Annotated in this window: 20 protein-coding genes; 15 read left to right on the top strand and 5 right to left on the bottom strand. The window is 34.0% G+C overall.

Features of this window, described 5'->3' with window-relative positions; genetic code table 11:
• The 10 genes from Q5I06_RS07765 (at position 1) to nspC (ending at position 8,293) form a co-directional block, all read left to right on the top strand.
• Entirely contained in the window at positions 1 to 666 is a 666-nt protein-coding gene (locus Q5I06_RS07765) for a site-2 protease family protein (RefSeq protein WP_305517580.1), read from the top strand.
• Between the two features lie 14 nt (positions 667 to 680).
• Positions 681 to 1,115, top strand: a complete 435-nt coding sequence (gene rpiB / locus Q5I06_RS07760) for a ribose 5-phosphate isomerase B (RefSeq protein ID WP_305517579.1) — start codon at positions 681 to 683, stop codon at positions 1,113 to 1,115.
• 14 nt (positions 1,116 to 1,129) lie between these two features.
• Positions 1,130 to 1,468, top strand: a complete 339-nt coding sequence (locus Q5I06_RS07755) for a hypothetical protein (protein ID WP_305517578.1) — start codon at positions 1,130 to 1,132, stop codon at positions 1,466 to 1,468.
• A gap of 12 nt (positions 1,469 to 1,480) precedes the next feature.
• Positions 1,481 to 2,035, top strand: a complete 555-nt coding sequence (locus tag Q5I06_RS07750; RefSeq protein ID WP_305517577.1) for an adenine phosphoribosyltransferase — start codon at positions 1,481 to 1,483, stop codon at positions 2,033 to 2,035.
• A 1-nt stretch (position 2,036) separates the two neighbouring features.
• Positions 2,037 to 2,675, top strand: a complete 639-nt coding sequence (locus Q5I06_RS07745; protein ID WP_370690951.1) for a DedA family protein — start codon at positions 2,037 to 2,039, stop codon at positions 2,673 to 2,675.
• Positions 2,669 to 4,102: a leucyl aminopeptidase gene (locus Q5I06_RS07740; RefSeq protein ID WP_305517576.1), complete on the top strand. Its 1,434-nt coding sequence runs from the start codon at positions 2,669 to 2,671 to the stop codon at positions 4,100 to 4,102. The genes Q5I06_RS07745 and Q5I06_RS07740 overlap by 7 nt, the downstream gene beginning before the upstream one ends.
• Position 4,103: 1 nt before the next feature.
• The gene (gene ychF, locus Q5I06_RS07735) at positions 4,104 to 5,204 is read left to right on the top strand and encodes a redox-regulated ATPase YchF (RefSeq protein ID WP_305517575.1); all 1,101 of its coding nucleotides are present in this window, start codon (positions 4,104 to 4,106) and stop codon (positions 5,202 to 5,204) included.
• A complete protein-coding gene (locus Q5I06_RS07730; RefSeq protein ID WP_305517574.1) occupies positions 5,197 to 6,039 on the top strand; it encodes a radical SAM/SPASM domain-containing protein in 843 nt (280 codons plus the stop codon). The genes ychF and Q5I06_RS07730 overlap by 8 nt, the downstream gene beginning before the upstream one ends.
• A 62-nt stretch (positions 6,040 to 6,101) precedes the next feature.
• Positions 6,102 to 7,076 (top strand): chemotaxis protein, encoded by a 975-nt coding sequence (locus tag Q5I06_RS07725; protein ID WP_305517573.1) that lies wholly within the window; start codon positions 6,102 to 6,104, stop codon positions 7,074 to 7,076.
• A complete protein-coding gene (gene nspC / locus Q5I06_RS07720; protein WP_305517572.1) occupies positions 7,073 to 8,293 on the top strand; it encodes a carboxynorspermidine decarboxylase in 1,221 nt (406 codons plus the stop codon). Before Q5I06_RS07725 ends, nspC begins: the two co-directional genes overlap by 4 nt.
• An 8-nt stretch (positions 8,294 to 8,301) precedes the next feature.
• Here the strand turns inward: nspC and Q5I06_RS07715 are convergent, their stop codons facing one another.
• Both Q5I06_RS07715 and Q5I06_RS07710 read right to left on the bottom strand, forming a co-directional pair.
• Complete coding sequence (locus tag Q5I06_RS07715; protein WP_305517571.1) at positions 8,302 to 8,766, bottom strand: tRNA (cytidine(34)-2'-O)-methyltransferase; 465 nt, start codon at positions 8,764 to 8,766, stop codon at positions 8,302 to 8,304.
• A 28-nt stretch (positions 8,767 to 8,794) separates the two neighbouring features.
• The gene (locus Q5I06_RS07710) at positions 8,795 to 9,787 is read right to left on the bottom strand and encodes a hypothetical protein (protein ID WP_305517570.1); all 993 of its coding nucleotides are present in this window, start codon (positions 9,785 to 9,787) and stop codon (positions 8,795 to 8,797) included.
• A 99-nt stretch (positions 9,788 to 9,886) separates the two neighbouring features.
• Between Q5I06_RS07710 and der the strand changes: the two genes are divergently transcribed.
• The 4 genes from der to Q5I06_RS07690 all read left to right on the top strand — a co-directional run bounded on the left by der (position 9,887) and on the right by Q5I06_RS07690 (position 15,024).
• Positions 9,887 to 11,284 carry a ribosome biogenesis GTPase Der gene (gene der / locus Q5I06_RS07705; protein WP_305517569.1) on the top strand — a complete coding sequence of 466 codons (1,398 nt, stop codon included), beginning with the start codon at positions 9,887 to 9,889 and terminating at the stop codon, positions 11,282 to 11,284.
• A gap of 21 nt (positions 11,285 to 11,305) precedes the next feature.
• On the top strand, positions 11,306 to 12,214 hold the full coding sequence (locus tag Q5I06_RS07700) for a cation diffusion facilitator family transporter (RefSeq protein ID WP_305517568.1): 909 nt from the start codon (positions 11,306 to 11,308) through the stop codon (positions 12,212 to 12,214).
• Complete coding sequence (locus tag Q5I06_RS07695) at positions 12,211 to 13,947, top strand: ATP-binding protein (protein WP_305517567.1); 1,737 nt, start codon at positions 12,211 to 12,213, stop codon at positions 13,945 to 13,947. Before Q5I06_RS07700 ends, Q5I06_RS07695 begins: the two co-directional genes overlap by 4 nt.
• A 114-nt stretch (positions 13,948 to 14,061) precedes the next feature.
• Complete coding sequence (locus Q5I06_RS07690) at positions 14,062 to 15,024, top strand: c-type cytochrome (protein ID WP_370690952.1); 963 nt, start codon at positions 14,062 to 14,064, stop codon at positions 15,022 to 15,024.
• Here Q5I06_RS07690 and Q5I06_RS07685 read toward each other — a convergent pair whose 3' ends face one another.
• From Q5I06_RS07685 to Q5I06_RS07675, 3 genes are read right to left on the bottom strand one after another with little or no spacing between them, the layout of a single operon-like run.
• Complete coding sequence (locus tag Q5I06_RS07685; protein WP_305517565.1) at positions 15,025 to 16,908, bottom strand: primosomal protein N'; 1,884 nt, start codon at positions 16,906 to 16,908, stop codon at positions 15,025 to 15,027. It abuts the gene before it with no gap.
• Positions 16,905 to 17,120 carry a hypothetical protein gene (locus Q5I06_RS07680; protein WP_305517564.1) on the bottom strand — a complete coding sequence of 72 codons (216 nt, stop codon included), beginning with the start codon at positions 17,118 to 17,120 and terminating at the stop codon, positions 16,905 to 16,907. The genes Q5I06_RS07685 and Q5I06_RS07680 overlap by 4 nt, the downstream gene beginning before the upstream one ends.
• On the bottom strand, positions 17,117 to 17,338 hold the full coding sequence (locus tag Q5I06_RS07675) for a DUF904 domain-containing protein (protein ID WP_305517563.1): 222 nt from the start codon (positions 17,336 to 17,338) through the stop codon (positions 17,117 to 17,119). The genes Q5I06_RS07680 and Q5I06_RS07675 overlap by 4 nt, the downstream gene beginning before the upstream one ends.
• Positions 17,339 to 17,415: 77 nt before the next feature.
• Between Q5I06_RS07675 and uvrB the strand changes: the two genes are divergently transcribed.
• A complete protein-coding gene (gene uvrB, locus Q5I06_RS07670) occupies positions 17,416 to 19,398 on the top strand; it encodes an excinuclease ABC subunit UvrB (RefSeq protein WP_305517562.1) in 1,983 nt (660 codons plus the stop codon).
• Positions 19,399 to 19,534 lie beyond the last annotated feature (136 nt).

Below are 19,534 nucleotides of genomic sequence, written 5' to 3'. Positions count from 1 at the left end.
ATGGATTTAGATATTTTTTCCTCTGAGAATGTTATAAAAACCCTTATCATGATGATAGCCTTTTTGATAGCAATCATTGGGCACGAAATTATGCATGGGTATGTAGCATTTCGCTATGGAGATGATACTGCAAAGAGTATGGGACGCTTAAGTATCAATCCTATTAAACATATTGATTTAGTTGGTTCTATTATTGTTCCAGCTGTCTTATTTTTTGCCCAAGCTCCTTTTCTCTTTGGTTGGGCAAAGCCTGTTCCAGTTAATATGAGCTATATTATACAAAGATGGGGTTATGGTGCTGGAATTGCCGTAAGTTTGGCTGGAGTGGCTTATAATCTCATTTTGGCTCTAATAGCAAGTACTCTTTTATTTAGCAATCTTATTCCTGTGTCAGGTTTTTTTGGAGCTATTCTTGTTAGCTTTTTAATAAAATTGATTATTTACAATGTAGTGCTTGGAATTTTTAATCTTTTTCCTATTCCTCCACTTGATGGTTCCGCTGCTTTGAGTTTTATTTGTCTTAGGCTTGGCATACAGAGTGTTCCAAGATTTTTAAACCAGATCGCTCCTTATGGATTTATAATCATTATGCTTTTATTTTTTACCCCATTGTCTGAAATATTCTTTTATCCTATGAATTTTTTGTTACAATTTTTGCTAAGGTAAAAAAGGAAATAGTTATGACATATATTTTAGGATCAGATCACGCAGGTTTAAAGCTTGGAAATTTTGTGAAAATGTATTTGGAATCCAAAGGTTTTGAAGTGATAGATTATTTGCCACAAAATGACATCAAGGTGGATTATCCTGATTTTGCCAAAAAAGTTTGCAAGGAAGTTCTTAATATAAAAAATTCTAAAGGTGTTCTTATATGCGGCACAGGGCTTGGAATGAGCATTGCAGCCAATCGTTATAGCGGAATAAGAGCTACATTGTGCTTAGATGCGTATATGGGAAAAATGGCAAGAGCACACAATGATGCTAATGTGCTATGTTTGGCTGAGAGAATCAGTGGAATAGGGGAAGTAGAGTCTATTTTGGAGGCTTTTATACATACGGATTTTGAAGGTGGTAGGCATGGATGCAGAATTGCAAAAATTGAGGATTTGAATTAGATGGGAGTTTGTGTATGAATGTAGCTTTACAGGGATTTTTTATTACCGTTTTTATTCTCTTTATCCTTTATATGGTCATAAAAACTTTTTTTTACAAGTCTGTTGCTGAAAAAGAACAAAGAAATTCTGCTTCTATGAAGCTAACTTTGCAAGAAGCGGAGATATTGATCCAAAAACATCAGCTTCAACTTCAAAGAGCACTTGGAAATATTGAAATACTTGCACAAGAAATGAATTCACTCAAAAATGAGGTAAAAACCTTAAAACAAAGAAATTCTCAATATCGAATTGAAACAGATAAGTATAAAAGTAGAATAAAAGATCTTGAGCAAAAAATCGAAGCTTTATTATAAAAAAGGAAAAATATGCAAATTATCTCAGAGCAATTAAAAAAAGATTTACTCCACTCTATTAGGGATATTCCAGATTATCCAAAACCCGGAATTGTATTTAAAGATATTACCACATTAGTCAATAATGCTCCACTGCTTACAAAACTCATAGAATCCCTAAAACAATACTACGATAATATGAATCTTGATTTTGTTGCAGGTATTGAAGCTCGAGGTTTTATTTTTGGTGCGATGTTGGCCTATGCTCTAAATGTAGGTTTTGTCCCTATTAGAAAGAAGGGAAAATTACCTTTTACAACTATGAGTGAAAAATATAGTCTTGAATATGGGTTTGATGAGGTTGAGATACATATTGATGCTTTTAGAGAAAAACAAAATGCCAGAGTTTTGCTTATTGATGACTTGATTGCTACAGGTGGCACGGCTCAAGCTGCTTTTAAACTGATAGAGAGTTTAGGAGCAAAATGTATAGAGGCTTGTTTTATTTTAAACTTGCCAGATCTGCAAGGGGCACAAAAGCTAAGCAAATCCCTAAAGGTTACTACCATATTGGATATAGGAAATTAAAATGGGAATCGAACATCATATCGTTGAACTTTGGGATACTTATGTAGCTGATTGGGGATATTTAATTTTATTTTTTTGGAGTATTTTAGAAGGTGAGCTTGGTTTGATATTTGCAGGTATTGCCTCTCATACTGGACATATGAATGTTTATTTAGCGGTTTTTGTTGCAGGTATTGGTGGGTTTGTGGGAGATCAAATTTATTTTTATATTGGTAGATTTAATAAGGGTTATATTCAAAGACATCTCAAAAAACAACGTAGAAAATTGGCTTTAGCACATTTGTTGCTTCAAAAATATGGATGGCCTATCATCTTTGCTCAAAGATATATGTATGGAATGAGAACGATTATTCCTATAAGCATTGGATTGACTAGATATAGTGCGTTAAAATTTGCTATCATTAATCTTGTCAGTGCTTGGGTTTGGGCAGCTATTACGATTTTATTGGCTTGGTTTTTAGGAGATCAAATATTACATATTTTGTCTTGGCTCAAAGGACATCCTTATATTTTTGTTATTTTACTCGTAGGATTTTTGGGCTTTGTGATTTGGTATTTCAATTCTCATACTAAAAAAATTGATAAAAAGATTCAAAAAATTCAATCTAAATTGGAAATAAAAAAGGAAAATAAATGTTAAAAATACAATTCAAAAAAACAGATTTTAAAAATACAAAAGCAGACTTGGGACTCGTTTTTATTCCCAAAAAAAATCTCAAAGAAAAATGGATAGAATCCAAAAATTTCAAGGATTTTGGTTATGAAGGGGAGGGGATATTTCTGGATCAACAAAATCATATTCTCTATCTTGGTGTGGAAGATTTTAGTGTAGATGCACTCAGAGAGGGAAGTTTTCAAGCCATCTGTTTTGTAAAAAAAATGCCCTTTAAAAATCTCAAACTAGGCATATATGGAGATGGTATGCTAATGCAGGGGATTTTTTTGGGGTTGCTTTTGGGAATGTATGAATTCAATAAATACAAGAGCAAGACAAAGATATCTGCATTAAAAGAGATTTTCATCGTGAATGAGGGAATCAGTAAAGATATCCCTAAAGATCTTGCAAAAAATTTGATCTCAGCGGAAATTTTGGCACAGAGCATTGTTTTGGTCCGAGACGCTATAAACACTCCACCTGAAGATGCTACACCGTTATTTTTAGCCAAGTTGGCGGAAAGTATTGCCAAGGAAAATAAGCTTACTTGCAAGATTGGGGATGAAAAATTTCTTGCTAAAGAAAAAATGGGAGCATTTTTAGCGGTTAATCGTGCTTCTATTCATCCCCCGCGATTGATTCATCTAACCTATAAACCTAAAAAACCTAAAGCAAGAATTGTTATTGTAGGTAAAGGACTTACATATGATAGCGGAGGACTGAGTTTAAAGCCCGCAGATTATATGGTTACCATGAAAGCAGATAAGAGTGGTGGTTGTGCTGTTCTTGGCGTTATTAATGCAGTTGCAAAAATGGGAATAAATGTCGAACTTCACGCAATTGTAGGTGCTACAGAAAATATGATTGGTGGGAATGCGTATAAACCTGATGATGTTTTGCTCTCTCGTGAAGGCAAAACAATTGAAGTGCGTAATACAGATGCTGAAGGTAGGCTTGTTTTGGCGGATTGTTTGAGTTATGCTCAAGATATAAAGCCTGATTGCTTGATTGATTTTGCTACACTTACAGGAGCTTGCGTGGTTGGACTGGGGGAATATACTAGCGGGGTGATGGGGCATAATGAAGAGCTAAAAACTCGCTTTGAAAATGCTGCTTTAAAATCTGGCGAATTAGCAACTAGACTTAGTTTTAATAAGCATCTTAGAAAATTAATTGATTCTAAAATTGCTGATGTATCCAATGTTGCTTCTTCTAGGTATGGTGGTGCTATCACTGCAGGGATGTTTTTGAGCGAATTTATTCGTGAAGAATACAAAGACAAATGGTTGCATATAGATATTGCAGGTCCTGCTTATGTGGAGAGAGATTGGGATATTAATACTTATGGGGCAAGTGGAGCAGGTGTGAGGGCATGTGTTCAGTTTTTGCTTGATTTTGTAAAAAAGGACTGACATGGGGCTTTCAATAGGGATTGTGGGGCTTCCAAATGTTGGAAAATCAAGTACTTTTAACGCACTCACCAAAGCTCAAAACGCACAATCTGCGAACTATCCTTTCTGTACTATTGAGCCCAATAGGGCGGTGGTGAATGTGCCAGATAAAAGACTTTTTGAATTGGCAAAGATTGTAAATCCTGAAAAAATACTTCATTCAGTCGTTGAATTTGTCGATATTGCAGGATTGGTTAAGGGTGCTTCTAAGGGCGAGGGATTGGGAAATCAATTTTTAGGTAATATCAAGGAGACAGATGTGATTTTACACATCGTCCGTTGTTTTGATGATGCTGACATCACTCATGTGGAGGGCAGAATAGATCCTATTAGCGATGTTGAGATTATAGAGTTAGAGTTGCTTTTGGCTGATATTGATACTCTGTGCAAACGTATAGAGAGATTAGAACGTCAAGCTAAGGCAGATAAAGATGCTAAGGCTATGCTTGTTTGTGCTAAAGAGCTTCTAGCACATTTACAAGATAATAAACCTGCGAAAACTTTTGCCAATGTCAATACTGAAGAGTTCAAAACTCTTAACAAAGAACTAAGGTTTTTGAGTTTTAAAGAGGTTATTTATGGAGCAAATGTTGATGAAAATAGCATCTCTTCAGGAAATCTTTATTTTGAAAAACTTAAAGAACATGCCCAAAATAATAATGCTGAAGTAATTATGCTGTGTGCAAAACTTGAAGAAGATATGGTGGGAATGGAGGATATTGAGCGAAGAGAGTTTTTAGATTCGTTAGGTTGCAAGGAAAGTGGGCTTGAACAGATTATTCGTGTAGGATTTTACAAGCTTGGACTTATTAGTTATTTTACTGCTGGGGTAAAAGAAGTCAGAGCATGGACCATACATAAAGGTGATAGTGCTCCTGTTGCCGCTGGAGCGATTCACAAAGATTTTGAAAAAGGCTTTATCCGTGCAGAAACCATTTCTTATGAGGATTTTATTAAATATGGGGGAGAAGCAAAAGCAAAAGAAGCTGGAGCACTTAGAATAGAAGGTAAAGACTATGTAGTCGCTGATGGCGATGTGATGCATTTTCGTTTCAATGTTTAGATTTAAAAAAATTTATATAGAAATCAGTGATATTTGTGGGTTGAGTTGTAGTTTTTGTCCTGCTCCAAAAAATACTCGTAAAATTATGGATATTGATTTATTTCAAAAAGCTTGTTTGCAAAGTGCTTCTCTTACAAATACAGTTAGTTTGCATTTGCTTGGAGATCCGTGTGCTTTGAAGAATTTAGAAGAGTATTTAAAAATCGCACATTCTTATGGACTGGATGTGGATTTGGTAACTAGCGGATTTTATTTGCACAATAATGATTTTGATCTCTTGATTAAGCCCCCTATTCATCAACTTTCTATTTCTTTGAATGCGGGTTTTGATGAGGGCAATCAAGCTAAACTTTCAGATGATTATCTTAAAAATATTTTTGATTTATGTCGCTATAAAATTCTTCAAAATACTTCTAGTTTTATTAACCTGAGACTTCAAGATACCACAATACAAACTCTTTCTTGGGTCAAAGAAAAAATTCTTTGTGAATTTGGTATTGAAGATAATGATTTTTCTTCTAGGTTTAGGCTTGGGAAGAAAGTATTTTTAAACATCACAAAGACTTTTCAATGGCCAGATTTAAAAAATTCCTCAAATCAAAAACAAAAATATTGTCATGGACTGATTTCTCAAATTGGCATATTGTCAAATGGCTTAGTAGTGCCTTGTTGTATTGATGCTAGAGGTTATATTGGACTTGGAAATTTAAAAGATAGTGATATTTTAGATATTATTAACACTCCTAAGGCATTAAAAATCAAAGAAGGATTTGTGAGAGGAGAAGCACTAGAGGAGTTGTGTAGGAATTGCAAGTATCCCGCAAAACATTATTAAAGTTTTATGAAATAAAGCTGTGATATGATATACACAAAGAAACATAAAGAGGAAGGTCGGTAATGTCAAATCTATCCCAAGTTGATCAAATTACAAGTTTGCACAAAAATAATGAACTTCAATTATTGTGTTTTCGTTTGGAAAAAGATAAAGATCTGTATGCCGTGAATGTCTTTAAGATACGTGAAGTTGTGAAATATCAAGGACAACTTACAATTGTAAGTCATGAAAAAAGTTCTTTGATTGAGGGTTTGATTACTATTCGTGAGCTTACGATTCCTTTGATTGATATGAGAAAGTGGTTTTATTATGATAGTACCAATAAAACAAAAGATCTCACTCCTTATGGCATCAAACACGAAAAAGATGAAGATGATGTTATTATGATCTGTGAATTTTCCCGATGGACTATTGGGGTTAGAATCTATGAGGCTGATAGAATTTTGAATAAACGATGGACAGAGATGGAGCAAAGTGCTGGTATTGGAGGAAATGGCGGGAATTCTAAATTGGTAAGTCGCACAAGATATTTTGATGGCAAACTTGTTCAGGTTGTGGATATTGAAAAAATGCTTGTAGATGTATTTCCTTGGATTGAAGAAGAAAAAAAAGAAGAACTTATCAAGGTTTCAAGATTAAAGAGCAATAAAATTATTCTTTTGGCTGATGATAGTCCTAGTGTGCTTAAAACAATGCAAATTATCCTAGATAAAATTGGTATTGCACATATCGATTTTATCAATGGACAAAAACTTTTGGACTATTTATTTTCTCCAAACATTGATATGGAAAATATTGGAATGATTATCACAGATTTAGAAATGCCAGAAGCAAGTGGATTTGAAGTCATCAAACAAGTCAAAAATAATCCTATCAGTGCTCATATTCCAATAGTGGTGAATTCTTCTATGAGTGGAAGCAGTAATGAAGATATGGCTAGATCTTTAAATGCAGATGATTTTATATCTAAATCTAACCCTATTGAAATAGAAAAAGCAATCAAACAATTTATTATTGATAAGCAAGAGGATAAATGAAGTATTTTGACATTCCCTCACCTTGTTATGTGCTAGAAGAAGATAAATTCAAACACAATTTAGATATTTTAAATCTAGTCCGTTCCGCTTCTAAGGCGAAGATACTCCTGGCTCTTAAAGGATACGCTTTTTGGCGAAGTTTTGATATTGCACGTGATTATCTTGATGGCTGTTGTGCAAGTGGTATTTATGAGGCATTGCTTGCATTTGAGGAATTTGGAGGCAGAGAAGTTCAAAAGGATATTTGTGTTTTTAGTCCTGCTTATAAAGACTGCGAAATAGATTTGCTTCTTCCTATTGCAACACACATTATTTTTAATTCTTTTGCACAGTGGCAAAAATTCAAAGATAAAATAAAAATAAAAAACAAACAATTAGATTCTCTGGGTCTTTGTAAGATTGAAGTTGGATTGCGTGTGAATCCTCTTTATAGTGAAGTGGAGCCACCTATATATAATCCTTGCATACCCGGAAGTAGATTGGGGATTGTTCCTAGTGAATTTCAAAGGGGCTTGGAAGAGTTTGGACTTGAAGGTATTGATGGACTGCATTTTCATACACATTGTGAGCAAAATTCTGATGCACTCAAGAGAACATTAGAACATTTTAAGAAGCATTTTGGAGATTATATTTCCAAAATGAAATGGATAAATTTTGGTGGAGGACATCATATCACGCGCATTGATTATGATGTAGATAAGCTCATTTGTATCCTTAAGGATTTCAAAAATAGTTATTCTGATGTAGATATTTTTTTAGAACCTGGAGAGGCAGTAGGTTGGCAGAGTGGATTTTTGATAGGTGAGGTTGTAGATATTATTTACAATGAGATGAATGTCGCTATTTTGGATGTAAGTGCAGCAGCACATATGCCTGATTGTCTTGAGATGCCATATCGTCCTAATGTAAAAAAAATCTCCATTAATGATATAAACGGAGATGAACTAATTGAGGAAGATAAGGGAATAGGGGTTGGCAAATATATTTATCGTTTTGGTGGTCCTACTTGTTTGGCTGGAGATGTGATAGGAGAGTATAGTTTTGATACTCCGCTTAATATCGGTGATAGGATATTGTTTGAAGATATGATGCACTATACTATTGTAAAAAATAATACTTTTAATGGTGTTCCGTTACCATCTTTAGGAACTATTAGGGATGAAAAATTTGTATTATTGAAGAGTTTTGAATATATGGATTATAAAAATCGCAATTGATCGGCTATTTAAAACTCTAGGTAGTTTTTATTCTGTCTGATTGCTTCATACAATACTGCTCCTACAGAGGTAGCTAAATTGATACTCCTTGTACCTTTTGTCATGGGTATTTTTAGAGTTTGATTGGGATATAAGCTTAAAATTTCCTTATTGATTCCTGCATCTTCTCGCCCAAAATACAAGAAACATTCATTTTCAAAATTCGCCTCATAGTAGATTTTTTTTGCTTTTGTACTTAAGAAAAAATGATTTTTATCTACAGGATAAAACTTCCAAAATTCTTCTATATTTTCCCATTCTTTTACACATAAACTTTTCCAGTAGTCCATTCCTGCACGTTTGAGTGATTTTTCATCGATACTAAACCCCAGAGGGTGAATGAGATGTAATCTTGCATTTCCTGCAACACAAAGTCTGCCTATGTTTCCTGTATTTTGTGGGATTCTAGGTTCTATAAGTATGATATTTAGCATAGTTACCCCTAATAAGATGGACCAAAAATCATTGAGGACATTCCAAGAATAAGTCAAAATGAGTATTATTTCTGAGTTCTCGTTTTGTGTCTAGGTTGATGATTATTTCTTTGGTTTGATTAAGCGAACCAGTGAGTTCTTTTTTGATTACAATTTTACAGCCCTTAGCATCGAAAAATACAGGAATTTTTTTGATCATTATTTGGTATTGTTTTTTTGATATTTTTTTGAGTGGATATTTTTGATGAGGTGCTATGGCTGAATATCTATCAATGGATTTTTGAGCGTATTTATACTCTTGAATCTTTCCATTAACATTTGTAATTTGAGTATAGGAATCTTCAAGAGCGAAAGTCTGCACTTGTTGTTTGGTGTTATAAACAATCCCTTCCATAAATTTTTGGAGTTCATCTGAATGTATTTCTAAAAATAGTTTTGCGTGAGCTTTGCTTACTGAGATTTCATTTTTTTTAGGATTATAAAACTCCTCTTGAATAAAAGTTATTTTTTTAGTTTTTTGAGGTTTTTCTTTCAAGAGAGGTTCTTTTTGGGTTCTATCGGTTTTAATTGAAGATGATTTTTTGATTTCCTTAGCCGGGTTATTTTGTTTGGCAGGGGGGTTATTTTCCTTAGCTGGTATATCTTGGTTTTTTGGTTGAGGTTCTTTGATTGCTTGGTTTGTGTCTGTGATATTGTTTTTTTGAGTAGATTTTATTTCATTGGATGAATCATTTTTATTTTCTTCCCCTAAACTCCGCCAATTTTTTTCAGATACTTCTGGTGCAAGAGTAGCACTAGAGGGACTTTCTTCTTGATGGGGCATAGAGGGTTTATCGGAATCTTGCATGTTTGAGGCATCTGGAATATTTTGTGTCGATGTATCTTTCATATTGCTTTCTTTGATGGAAAAATCGATATTTTCTTTTTGATTTGGAAGCGGATTGTCAGTATTGTTCTGTATTTCTTGAGCATAGCTTATCAGCATCACACCCAAAAAAATACATAATAAGATTTTTTTCATACGGAATACTCCTGTAAATTTTAGGTTTATTGGCTATTATTTCATATCCACACTATAATAAAATTATAAGAAAAATATCATTAAAAGAGAAGCATATTGATGAAAAAAATCGCAATTTTGGGCAAACCAAATGTCGGCAAAAGTTCTTTGTTTAATCGTTTGATAAAAGAACGTGTTGCTATCACATCTGAAATTTCAGGCACTACAAGAGATGTAAATAAAAAAATAGCTTCTATTGAGGGTAATGAAATTCAGATTTTTGATACAGGAGGGATTGATGAAAGTACCCTTTTGTTTTCAAAAGTCAAAGAATTAAGCCTAAAAAGTGCCAAAGAGGCTGATGTTGTGCTTTATTTGGTGGATGGGAAACTTATTCCCCAAGATGATGATAAAAAACTTTTCAGACAGATAAGTAAAATTAATAAAAAATGTTTTCTAGTGGTCAATAAGATTGATAATGATAAAGAAAAACAACTCGCCTATGATTTTAACTCCTTTGGTACAAAAGATTTATATTTTATCTCTGTAAGCCATAATCGAGGCGTTAAAGCTCTCATTGAAGGGGTTTTATTTGAATTAGGCCTAGAAGAAAATATGATGTTAAACGCAGATGAAGAGGAAGATATTTTGGATTTTATCCAAAATTCGCAAGAAGACAGGCAAGAAATAGATGAAAATCCTTATGAAAACCAAATCAATGTAGGAATTATAGGTAGGGTTAATGTCGGCAAAAGTTCCTTGTTAAATGCCCTTATTGGCAAAGAAAGAAGCGTGGTAAGTGAGGTGGCAGGAACTACCATTGACCCTGTAGATGAAAAAATCAATATTGGAGATAAGGAAGTTTGTTTTGTTGATACTGCTGGAATTAGACGCAAAAGCAAGATAGAAGGCATCGAGAAATACGCATTAGATAGAACTCAAAAGATACTAGAAAAAAGCCATATTGCTTTGCTTGTCTTAGATGTAAGTACACCTTTTGTTGAGCTTGATGAAAGGATAAGTTCCTTGGTTGATAAATATTCATTAGGCGTGATTGTGGTGCTAAATAAATGGGATATTAGACATAGTGAATACCAAGTCATCATGGCTGAATTTAAAAGAAAATTTAGGTTTTTAGAATATGCCCCAGTATTGACTTTGAGTGCAAATACACATAGACATATCAAAGAGCTAAAAGAAAAAATTTTGGAGGTATATGAGTATTTTTCCTATCGCATCCCTACAAGCATTTTAAATGAAACCATTTCACAAGCAACCAGAAGGCATCTACTGCCTAGCGATCACGGAAAGATTGTTAAGATTTATTATGCTACGCAGTATGATACTTGCCCTCCAAAAATCGCATTAGTGATGAATCGTCCGAAGTCTTTGCATTTTAGTTATAAAAGGTATTTGGTGAATGTAATGAGAGAGAAGTTTGGTTTTGTTGGAACTCCTATTATTTTCACTCCAAGAGACAAAACCCAAGCAAAGCAAAGAGATGAGATTAATGAGTGATTTGAGAAGGATATAAGATAGATGAAATTTTTTACTCCTACTAAAGGGGCAATGATTGCAACTCTTACATCGATTGTTTTAGCAACCATTAAATTTATTGTGGCTATTAGCACAGGTTCAATAGTCGTTTTAGCTAGTGCGATCGATTCTTTATTAGATATTTGTATGTCTGCGTTTAATTATTTTGCTCTTAAAAAAGCACAAAAACCAGCAACTAAACATTTTAATTATGGTTTTGAAAAGATCCAATATATTGCTGCGATGATTGAGGGTATAGTGATACTTTTTTCAGCGGGTTATATTTTTTACAAAGCGATTTTACATTTAGATTCTAAAACTCCCCTAGTAGATGCTAAAATCGCAATATGGGTGATGATTTTGAGCATAGTGGTAGTGAGTATTTTGATAGTATTTTTGGGTAAAATTGCAAGATCTACCAAAAATGAAGTCATTAAAACTGATATTTTGCACTACAAGAGTGATTTATTTAGCAATGGTGCGATCTTGTTGTCTTTATTGATTATTGAATTCAGTGGTTTTTATTTGATAGATTCTATTTTTGGGATATTGATTGCTATATATATCGCTTATAGCAGTTTGGGGATTATTAAAACAGCGGTTGTTACGCTTTTAGATAGTGCATTAGATGAAAACACTCAAAATTCTATCTTGGAAGTTTTAGAAAATAGCTCTATTTTGGGTTATCGGAATCTAAAAACTCGTATTGCCGGGGATAGGGTTTTTGTAGTGGTGGATTTGATTTTTGCAGAGAAAATCACTTTATTATCAGCCCATCAAATAACTGATGACATAGAGGATCGTATTAGAAAAATAGATTTATCAAAAAGATGGGATATTATCATTCACCTGGAACCTGTAGAGTATTTTAAAGATAGCCATTCTAGTTTTATTAAAAAGGAATCATTTTGAAACATTATGTTAATTTTATTCATTCAAAAAATATCAAAAAAAGCACTATATACCCACATTTAAAATGTGATGAATTGGAAGCTGAAATACTTCGATATATGGCAGAAGGCTTGATGAGTGGAAATGATGAATTCAATGTTTTAAATCTTATCGGTAGTGTTTTTGGTGCAAAGGATGTGCAATTGCTCATGCATTTGCCAAAAATTAAAAATCTTTTAGAGCTTGGTTGGGTTGTGCAGACGGGATTTTTATCAGCAGGTATGAGCCAAATCGCAATGTTGGAATTGCTCAATACAAGCATTGCTTTGAGCCCGAGTTTTCTCAAGCTTTTAGAAGATGGTGCATTAAATTTAGAACTCCCAGAAATCAGTCCTTATGAGGATCACCTAGAATATTTAAAAGATCAATTTTTGCGTATTGATTTGCTTCAAAAACTTGGCTATAGCTTTCAAAAGCTCTCTTCAGCATCGCTTTCTAGAACACAATATCGTCTCAAGCTTTTAGAAGAAAGAATTCTCTCTCGCCTCAAAATAACCAAAACACCCATACAGGTGCAAGTTCTTATAAAAGAAAATTCACTCAATGCAAAAGAAGAGATTATCTTTTTTGCTCTTTTAAAAGAAGAGTACTCTGGAGGAGATGAGAATCTACGAGATATGAATAGCTTGATAGATTTGGTAAGTGAAGATGAGTATGAAAGGATTAAAAATCGTGCCTTACTTGATGAAAAAAGCAATCTAGTGGAAAAAAATCTAGTGGATTATGATGAAATGCTCAGTCCTTTTGGAGGCATTAATAGGACATTTTTTATTCCTGAAGAGGTATTAGAAAAAGTAATGCACCCAAATCGCAAGAAAAAAAAGCCAAAAATATCGCTTCAATCTCTAGTAAAAGAGCAAGAAATTTTTGAGATATTAGAGCCAAAAGCCTCTCTTGATGAGGTGGTGCTATATCCTAAAACAAGAGAAACTCTTCAGTCGTTGCTAAAACAAGTAGATTCAAATGTAGTTGCACGTTTGAAAGAGTGGGGAATAAAGGAAAAAAATAAAGGCATTGATGCACGGATTATTTTTTATGGTCCAGCAGGAACAGGTAAAACCATTACAGCATTAGGAATTGCCAAGAGTTTGAAAAAACCCGTGATTAGTTTTGATTGTTCTAAAATCCTTTCAATGTATGTTGGAGAATCTGAGAAAAATGTCCGCAAAATTTTTGATGGTTATAAAGAGATTGCCAAAAAACTCAAAAATAATCCTATATTACTTTTAGATGAGGCCGATCAGTTTTTGAGTGTTCGTGTCAGCAGTGGCGGAGGTGCAGAAAAAATGCACAATCAAATGCAGAATATTTTTTTAGAGCAGATTGAAAAATTTGAAGGCATTCTTATTGCTACAACCAATCTTTTAGAGACAATAGACTCGGCGTTTTCAAGAAGATTTAATTATAAGATTGAATTCAAAAAACCATCCATTGATCAAAGGATTATGCTTTGGGAAAAATATCTTCCTAAGAATGCAAAATATGCTAAATCAGAGACAATCAAAACACTTTCTTTAGCGTTAGCGGAGTATTCTTTGAGTGGGGGACAGATTTCTTTGGTTATTAAAAATACTGCTTATAAGGTTGCTGCTAGGGAAAATCCAGTGTTTCAAAGAGAAGATTTTGTCGAGGAAATCAAAAAAGAGCAAAGTGGAAGTTTTGATGGAGAAAAAAATCTAGGCTTTAAATCCTAGTGCAAAAAATTTTTATAATTTATGTTCGTTTTATCTTTAAAGAAATATAATTAATAATGTTTGATGCAAACAGATAAAGGAGATTCAATGAAACGATTAGGATTTAAGGCATTGATGGTTATACCATTGATAGTGACAGTGGGTTTTAGCTTTGATAAAAAGCTAGATAAAGAAAAGGCGGCAACAGGCATTGATTTGCCCGTACAGGAATGGAAATTACCTGCTGCAATGCAAGAAGATGGATATATAGATGAGAGCAAAATGCCAAAAAATTCAAAATATACCGAAATGGTTGTTTTGGGTAATAAGATTTTAAATGAGACTTCAAAATACATAGGACCAACTGCCAAAGATCCAAAGATGAGATATGCTGGAAGCAATCTATCTTGTTCTAGTTGCCATGCAAATGGAGGTACTAATCAGTATCAATCTGCTTTTGTTGGAATTTGGGGAAGATTTCCTCAGTACAGATCTCGAAGTGATAGCATTAATACACTAGAAGATAGGATCAATGGATGTATGCAAAGAAGCCTAAATGGCAAGGCTCTACCTGTGGATTCCAAAGAAATGAAAGCAATAGTTACTTACATGCAGTGGCTTTCTCAAGGTATCCCAGTAGGTGCTAAAGTCAAGGGTCAGGGGCTTGTAAAAATGGAACTTATGAATAGAGCTGCAGATCCAAAAAAAGGCAAAATTGTATTTGAAGAAAAATGCGTTGCTTGTCATCAAGCTGATGGTCAGGGCATAAAAAATGAATCAGGAGAAGGTGCTTATTATACATTCCCACCACTTTGGGGCAAAGATAGCTACAATACAGGTGCAGGTATGCATCGTGAGTTAAAAGCTGCAGCTTATATCAAAGCTAATATGCCACAAGGTAATCCCGATCTCACAGATGAAGAAGCTTATGATGTTGCCGCTTATATCAATTCACAGCCAAGACCTATCAAAGCTGGCGGAGAAAAAGATTTTCCTGATAAGAGAGTCAAGCCTGTAGATGCAGTTACTGGTCCTTATAATGATAATTTTTCTCAAAAACAACATCAATTTGGTCCTTATAAACCAATGATGAAATAATCAAAAAGTATGGATGGGATCAATATCTATTTCAAATCCCATCTTTTGACACAGAGTGCTTATTTTATTAAGCACTCTTAATATCCCTGTGTGGGTATTTGAACGCAAGAATATATGATAACGATATTTTAGAGCTATTTTTTCTATCCCTGATTTTCCATAACCCACTATATTCACATCGTTTTGTAAACCCGTTTCTGAAATATTTTTTTTAAGTATATTTAGGATTTTTTGCATATTTTCAATCACTTTTTCTTCGTTTTTGTCAGAAAAATGCAACATAGCAAGTTTACGATAAGGTGGATAAAAATCCTTGCGATTTGTGAGCTCATAGTTTAAAAACTTTTCGTAATCTCCGATGAAATTTTTTAAAAACTCGCTATTTAGGCTCTGTATGATAACTCTTCCATCTTCTTTTCTCCCACTCCTTCCAGCGATTTGATGAAGCAATGAAATAGAATATTCATAAGATCTATAATCCCCACTTCTTAGTAGATAATCTATGCCCAAGATGATGGCTAGATTGACTTTGTGATAGTCATGCCCTTTTGCAATCATTTGCGTACCTACTAATATATCAATTTTATTTTTATTAAAATCATTGAGTATATTTTTTAACTTGTTTTGAGTGCTTGTATGATCTTTGTCAAAAATAGCTATAGAAGCTTCTGGAAGAAGTTCTTTTAATTCAGCTGCGATTTGTGCTGTGCCGATACGATAAGTACTCATTTCTATGCTTTTGCAATTTGGGCACTCTAATGTAATAGGCATACAATACCCACAATAATGGCAAGAAAGCATTTTTTTATTCAAATGCAAACTCATATCCACACTGCAAAACGGGCATCTTATGCTATGACCGCATTCTTGACACAAGAGGGTTTTAAAGTTTCCTCGTGTAGGTAAAAATATGATGGCTTGTTCTTTTTTTTCAAGAATATTTTTTAAATTTTCCAAGAGTGTTGGGGTAATTTGTGTGGGTTTATTTTCAAATAGAATTTGTTTTTTTGTTTCAAAAAATCTCCCCTGCAATCGTATTAAATAGTTGTTTTTTTTTGCATTTTCATAGCTACTCACACTAGGGGTTGCAGAGCCTAATAAAATTTTTATATTATTCTTGTTTCCTAGATAAAGACTGATGTCTCTAGCATTGTATCGAGGTTTTTGTTGTGATTTGTACGCATCATCGTGTTCTTCATCAATAATGATAAGCCCTAGATCTGCTAGAGGTAAAAACAAAGCACTTCTTGCCCCAGCAATGATTCTGATCCTGCCTTTTTTGATATCTTCTAAAAGAGCGGATTTTTTTTTACTAGAGATTTTGGAATGCCATATGCCTACGATTTCTCCAAATACTTTTTTTAATCTTGCCTCAATTTGAGGAGTTAGGGAGATTTCAGGCATCAGAAAAATAACATTTTTATTTTGAGCAAGCGTGTCTATAATAAGATGGATGTAAATTTCTGTTTTTCCACTTCCTGTATCTCCAAATAGCAGTGCTAAAGGTTTTTTATAGATATTTTCTAGCGCCTGTTTTTGGATAGCATTTAGTGCATTGGGATAGTGGCTTGAGGTTTTGGTAATAATAGGGGTTGTATTTTTTTCAAATGGCACAAATAATCCATAAGCCTCTCCATAAGTGCAGCAATAATACTGCGCAATAAAATCTCCCAGAATAATTTGATTTTTTCCAAAATAATAAGGAGTACTTTGAGCTTGTTTGCAGGAAAAATTTGGTTTTTCACAGGATCTTATAACCACCCCTTGTAATATCTTATTCTTGATGGGTATATCAAGAATATCGCCTTTTTGGAAGGTTTGTGCAGATTGGTAAGTTAAAATAGGTGAGTTTAGCTTTAATGGAGCTATTTCATAATAATTCATGAAGGGATTTTTTGAAGTAAGCTCTTTAGTTGATTATTTAGTTCTGAACATTCTTGGACTTTGCTTAGGTATTTTTGTATCAATTCGATAAGCTTAATATCTTGATCTTCAAAAGTTTTTTTGATCTCATCTGCCGCCTCTGGCGTGAAGGTATCTAAATTTAGTTTGAAGATTTTATCATAAACTCTGATTTCTATAGATTCTTGTTTCATTTGTCTAATACTTCTTGGATTTTATCATATAGACTTTGAACGCTTTTATCTTTGTTTGCGATTTCTTCATAAAGCGTGGATATTTGCCTATCTTTTTCTTCGCTTTGTGCTATGAGGGTGCTGATTTTTAGCCTCAAGTCCTGAATTTCTAGTTCTTGATTATTGGTTTTATCTAATAATAGGTCGATTTTTTCACTTAATTTTTCTATCAATGACATTTTGGCTCCTAAGAGGTCATAAGGTGTGAGAATTAAAGTATAATTGTAGCTAATAATTTAGAGTTTTAGGAATCATAATGCCAAATTTCATACTCAATTCTAGCTATTCTCCTGCAGGGGATCAGCCCCAGGCTATTGAAAAAATATGCCAGAGCATCAAAGAAGGGAATCAATATCAAACTCTCATAGGAGTAACAGGAAGCGGAAAAACTTACACGATGGCAAATATTATTGCAAAGCTTAATATGCCAACTTTGATTATGAGCCATAATAAGACCTTGTGTGCTCAGCTTTATAGTGAATTCAAGGGTTTTTTTCCAAAAAATCATGTCGAATATTTTATTTCTCATTTTGATTATTATCAGCCAGAGGCATACATTCCACGTAGGGATTTGTTTATAGAAAAAGATAGCTCTATTAATGATGATTTGGAGAGACTGCGGCTTTCTGCTACGACATCTCTTTTGGCTTATGATGATGTGATTGTTATAGCAAGTGTTTCAGCGAACTATGGCTTGGGAAATCCTACAGAGTATCTTACGATGATAGAAAAAATAGAAGTGGGAGAAAAACGCAATTACAAGGAATTTTTACTCAAACTTGTAGATATGGGTTATAGCAGGAATGATAATTTTTTTGATAGAGGTAATTTTAGAGCACAAGGAGAGAGTGTTGATATTTTTCCAGCTTATAATGAAGTGGAATTTATTCGCATTGAATTTTTTGGAGATGAGATAGAGAGAATAGGGGTTTTTGATAGCATAGAACGCAAAGAAATTAAAAAAATAGATTCTTATGTTCTTTATGCTACAAATCAATTTATCGTTGGTCAAGAAAGACTTAATGTAGCGATAAAAAATATCGAAGATGAGCTAAGCGATCGACTTAATTTCTATGAAAAAGAAGGCAAGATGATTGAACATAGTAGGTTGAAAGGAAGAACAGAGTTTGATCTAGAGATGATTGCCACTAGTGGTATATGCAAGGGGATCGAAAACTATGCTAGACACCTCACAGGAAAGGCACCTGGAGAGACGCCTTATAGCTTGAGTGATTATTTTGAACAAAAAAAGAGACCTTATTTGGTTATCGTAGATGAATCCCATGTGAGTTTGCCACAATTTGGCGCTATGTTTGCTGGGGATATGAGCCGAAAGAGTGTTTTGGTTGAGTATGGATTTCGCCTCCCTTCTGCTCTTGATAACAGGCCATTAAAATTTGATGAATTTATCAACAAAGCCCCACATTATCTTTTTGTATCCGCTACTCCTGCACCCTTAGAGTTAGAACTTTCTAAATCCAATATCGCCGAACAAATCATTCGCCCAACAGGATTGCTAGATCCCGTTTATGAAGTCAGAGATAGTGATACACAAGTAGAAAATCTTTATGATGAAATAAAAAAAGTACTCGCAAAAAAAGAACGCGTTCTTATCACAACTCTGACAAAAAAGATGTCAGAAGAGCTATGCAAATATTACTCTGAATTGGGGCTTAAGGTGCAGTATATGCACAGCGAGATTGATGCAATAGAACGTAATCACATCATTAGAAATTTGCGTTTAGGTGAGTTTGATATTCTCATAGGAATCAATCTTTTAAGAGAGGGGTTAGATCTTCCTGAAGTGAGTTTGGTGGCGATTATGGATGCAGATAAAGAAGGATTTTTACGTAGTGAAACTAGCCTCATACAGACGATGGGAAGGGCTGCTAGAAATATCAATGGAAAAGTGATTTTGTATGCCAAAAAAATTACAGGAAGTATGCAAAGAGCGATGGAAATCACAGATTATAGGAGAGCAAAACAACAAGAGTTTAACAAAGCTAATAACATCACTCCAAAATCAGTGGCTAGAAATCTAGAAGAAGAACTCAGATTAGAATCAACTGCAAACGCAAAGCTTTATGAAAAAGCTATGAAAAAAACAAAAATTCCAAAAGCTGAAAAGGATTCCATCATCAAAGAACTTAGCAAAAAAATGCTAGATGCTGCTAAAAGGCTGGATTTTGAAGAAGCAGCAAGAATACGTGATGAGATAGCTAAAATAAGGAGCTTATAGAATAGTTACATCAGCTTAGTAGCTTCTAGCCCTAAAGTGCCTCCTCAAACCTAAGCAGTCTGTCTCTGTAATACTCATACTGCTTCTTCCGCATCTGTATCTCCGCAGGAATCCCCAAAGAAATATCACTCACAAG

Source organism: Helicobacter cappadocius, from assembly GCF_030688855.1.
Taxonomy (GTDB): domain Bacteria; phylum Campylobacterota; class Campylobacteria; order Campylobacterales; family Helicobacteraceae; genus Helicobacter_J; species Helicobacter_J cappadocius.
The sequence above is the reverse complement of the archived record's forward strand: the minus strand, read 5'-3'. Positions and strand labels throughout refer to the sequence as shown.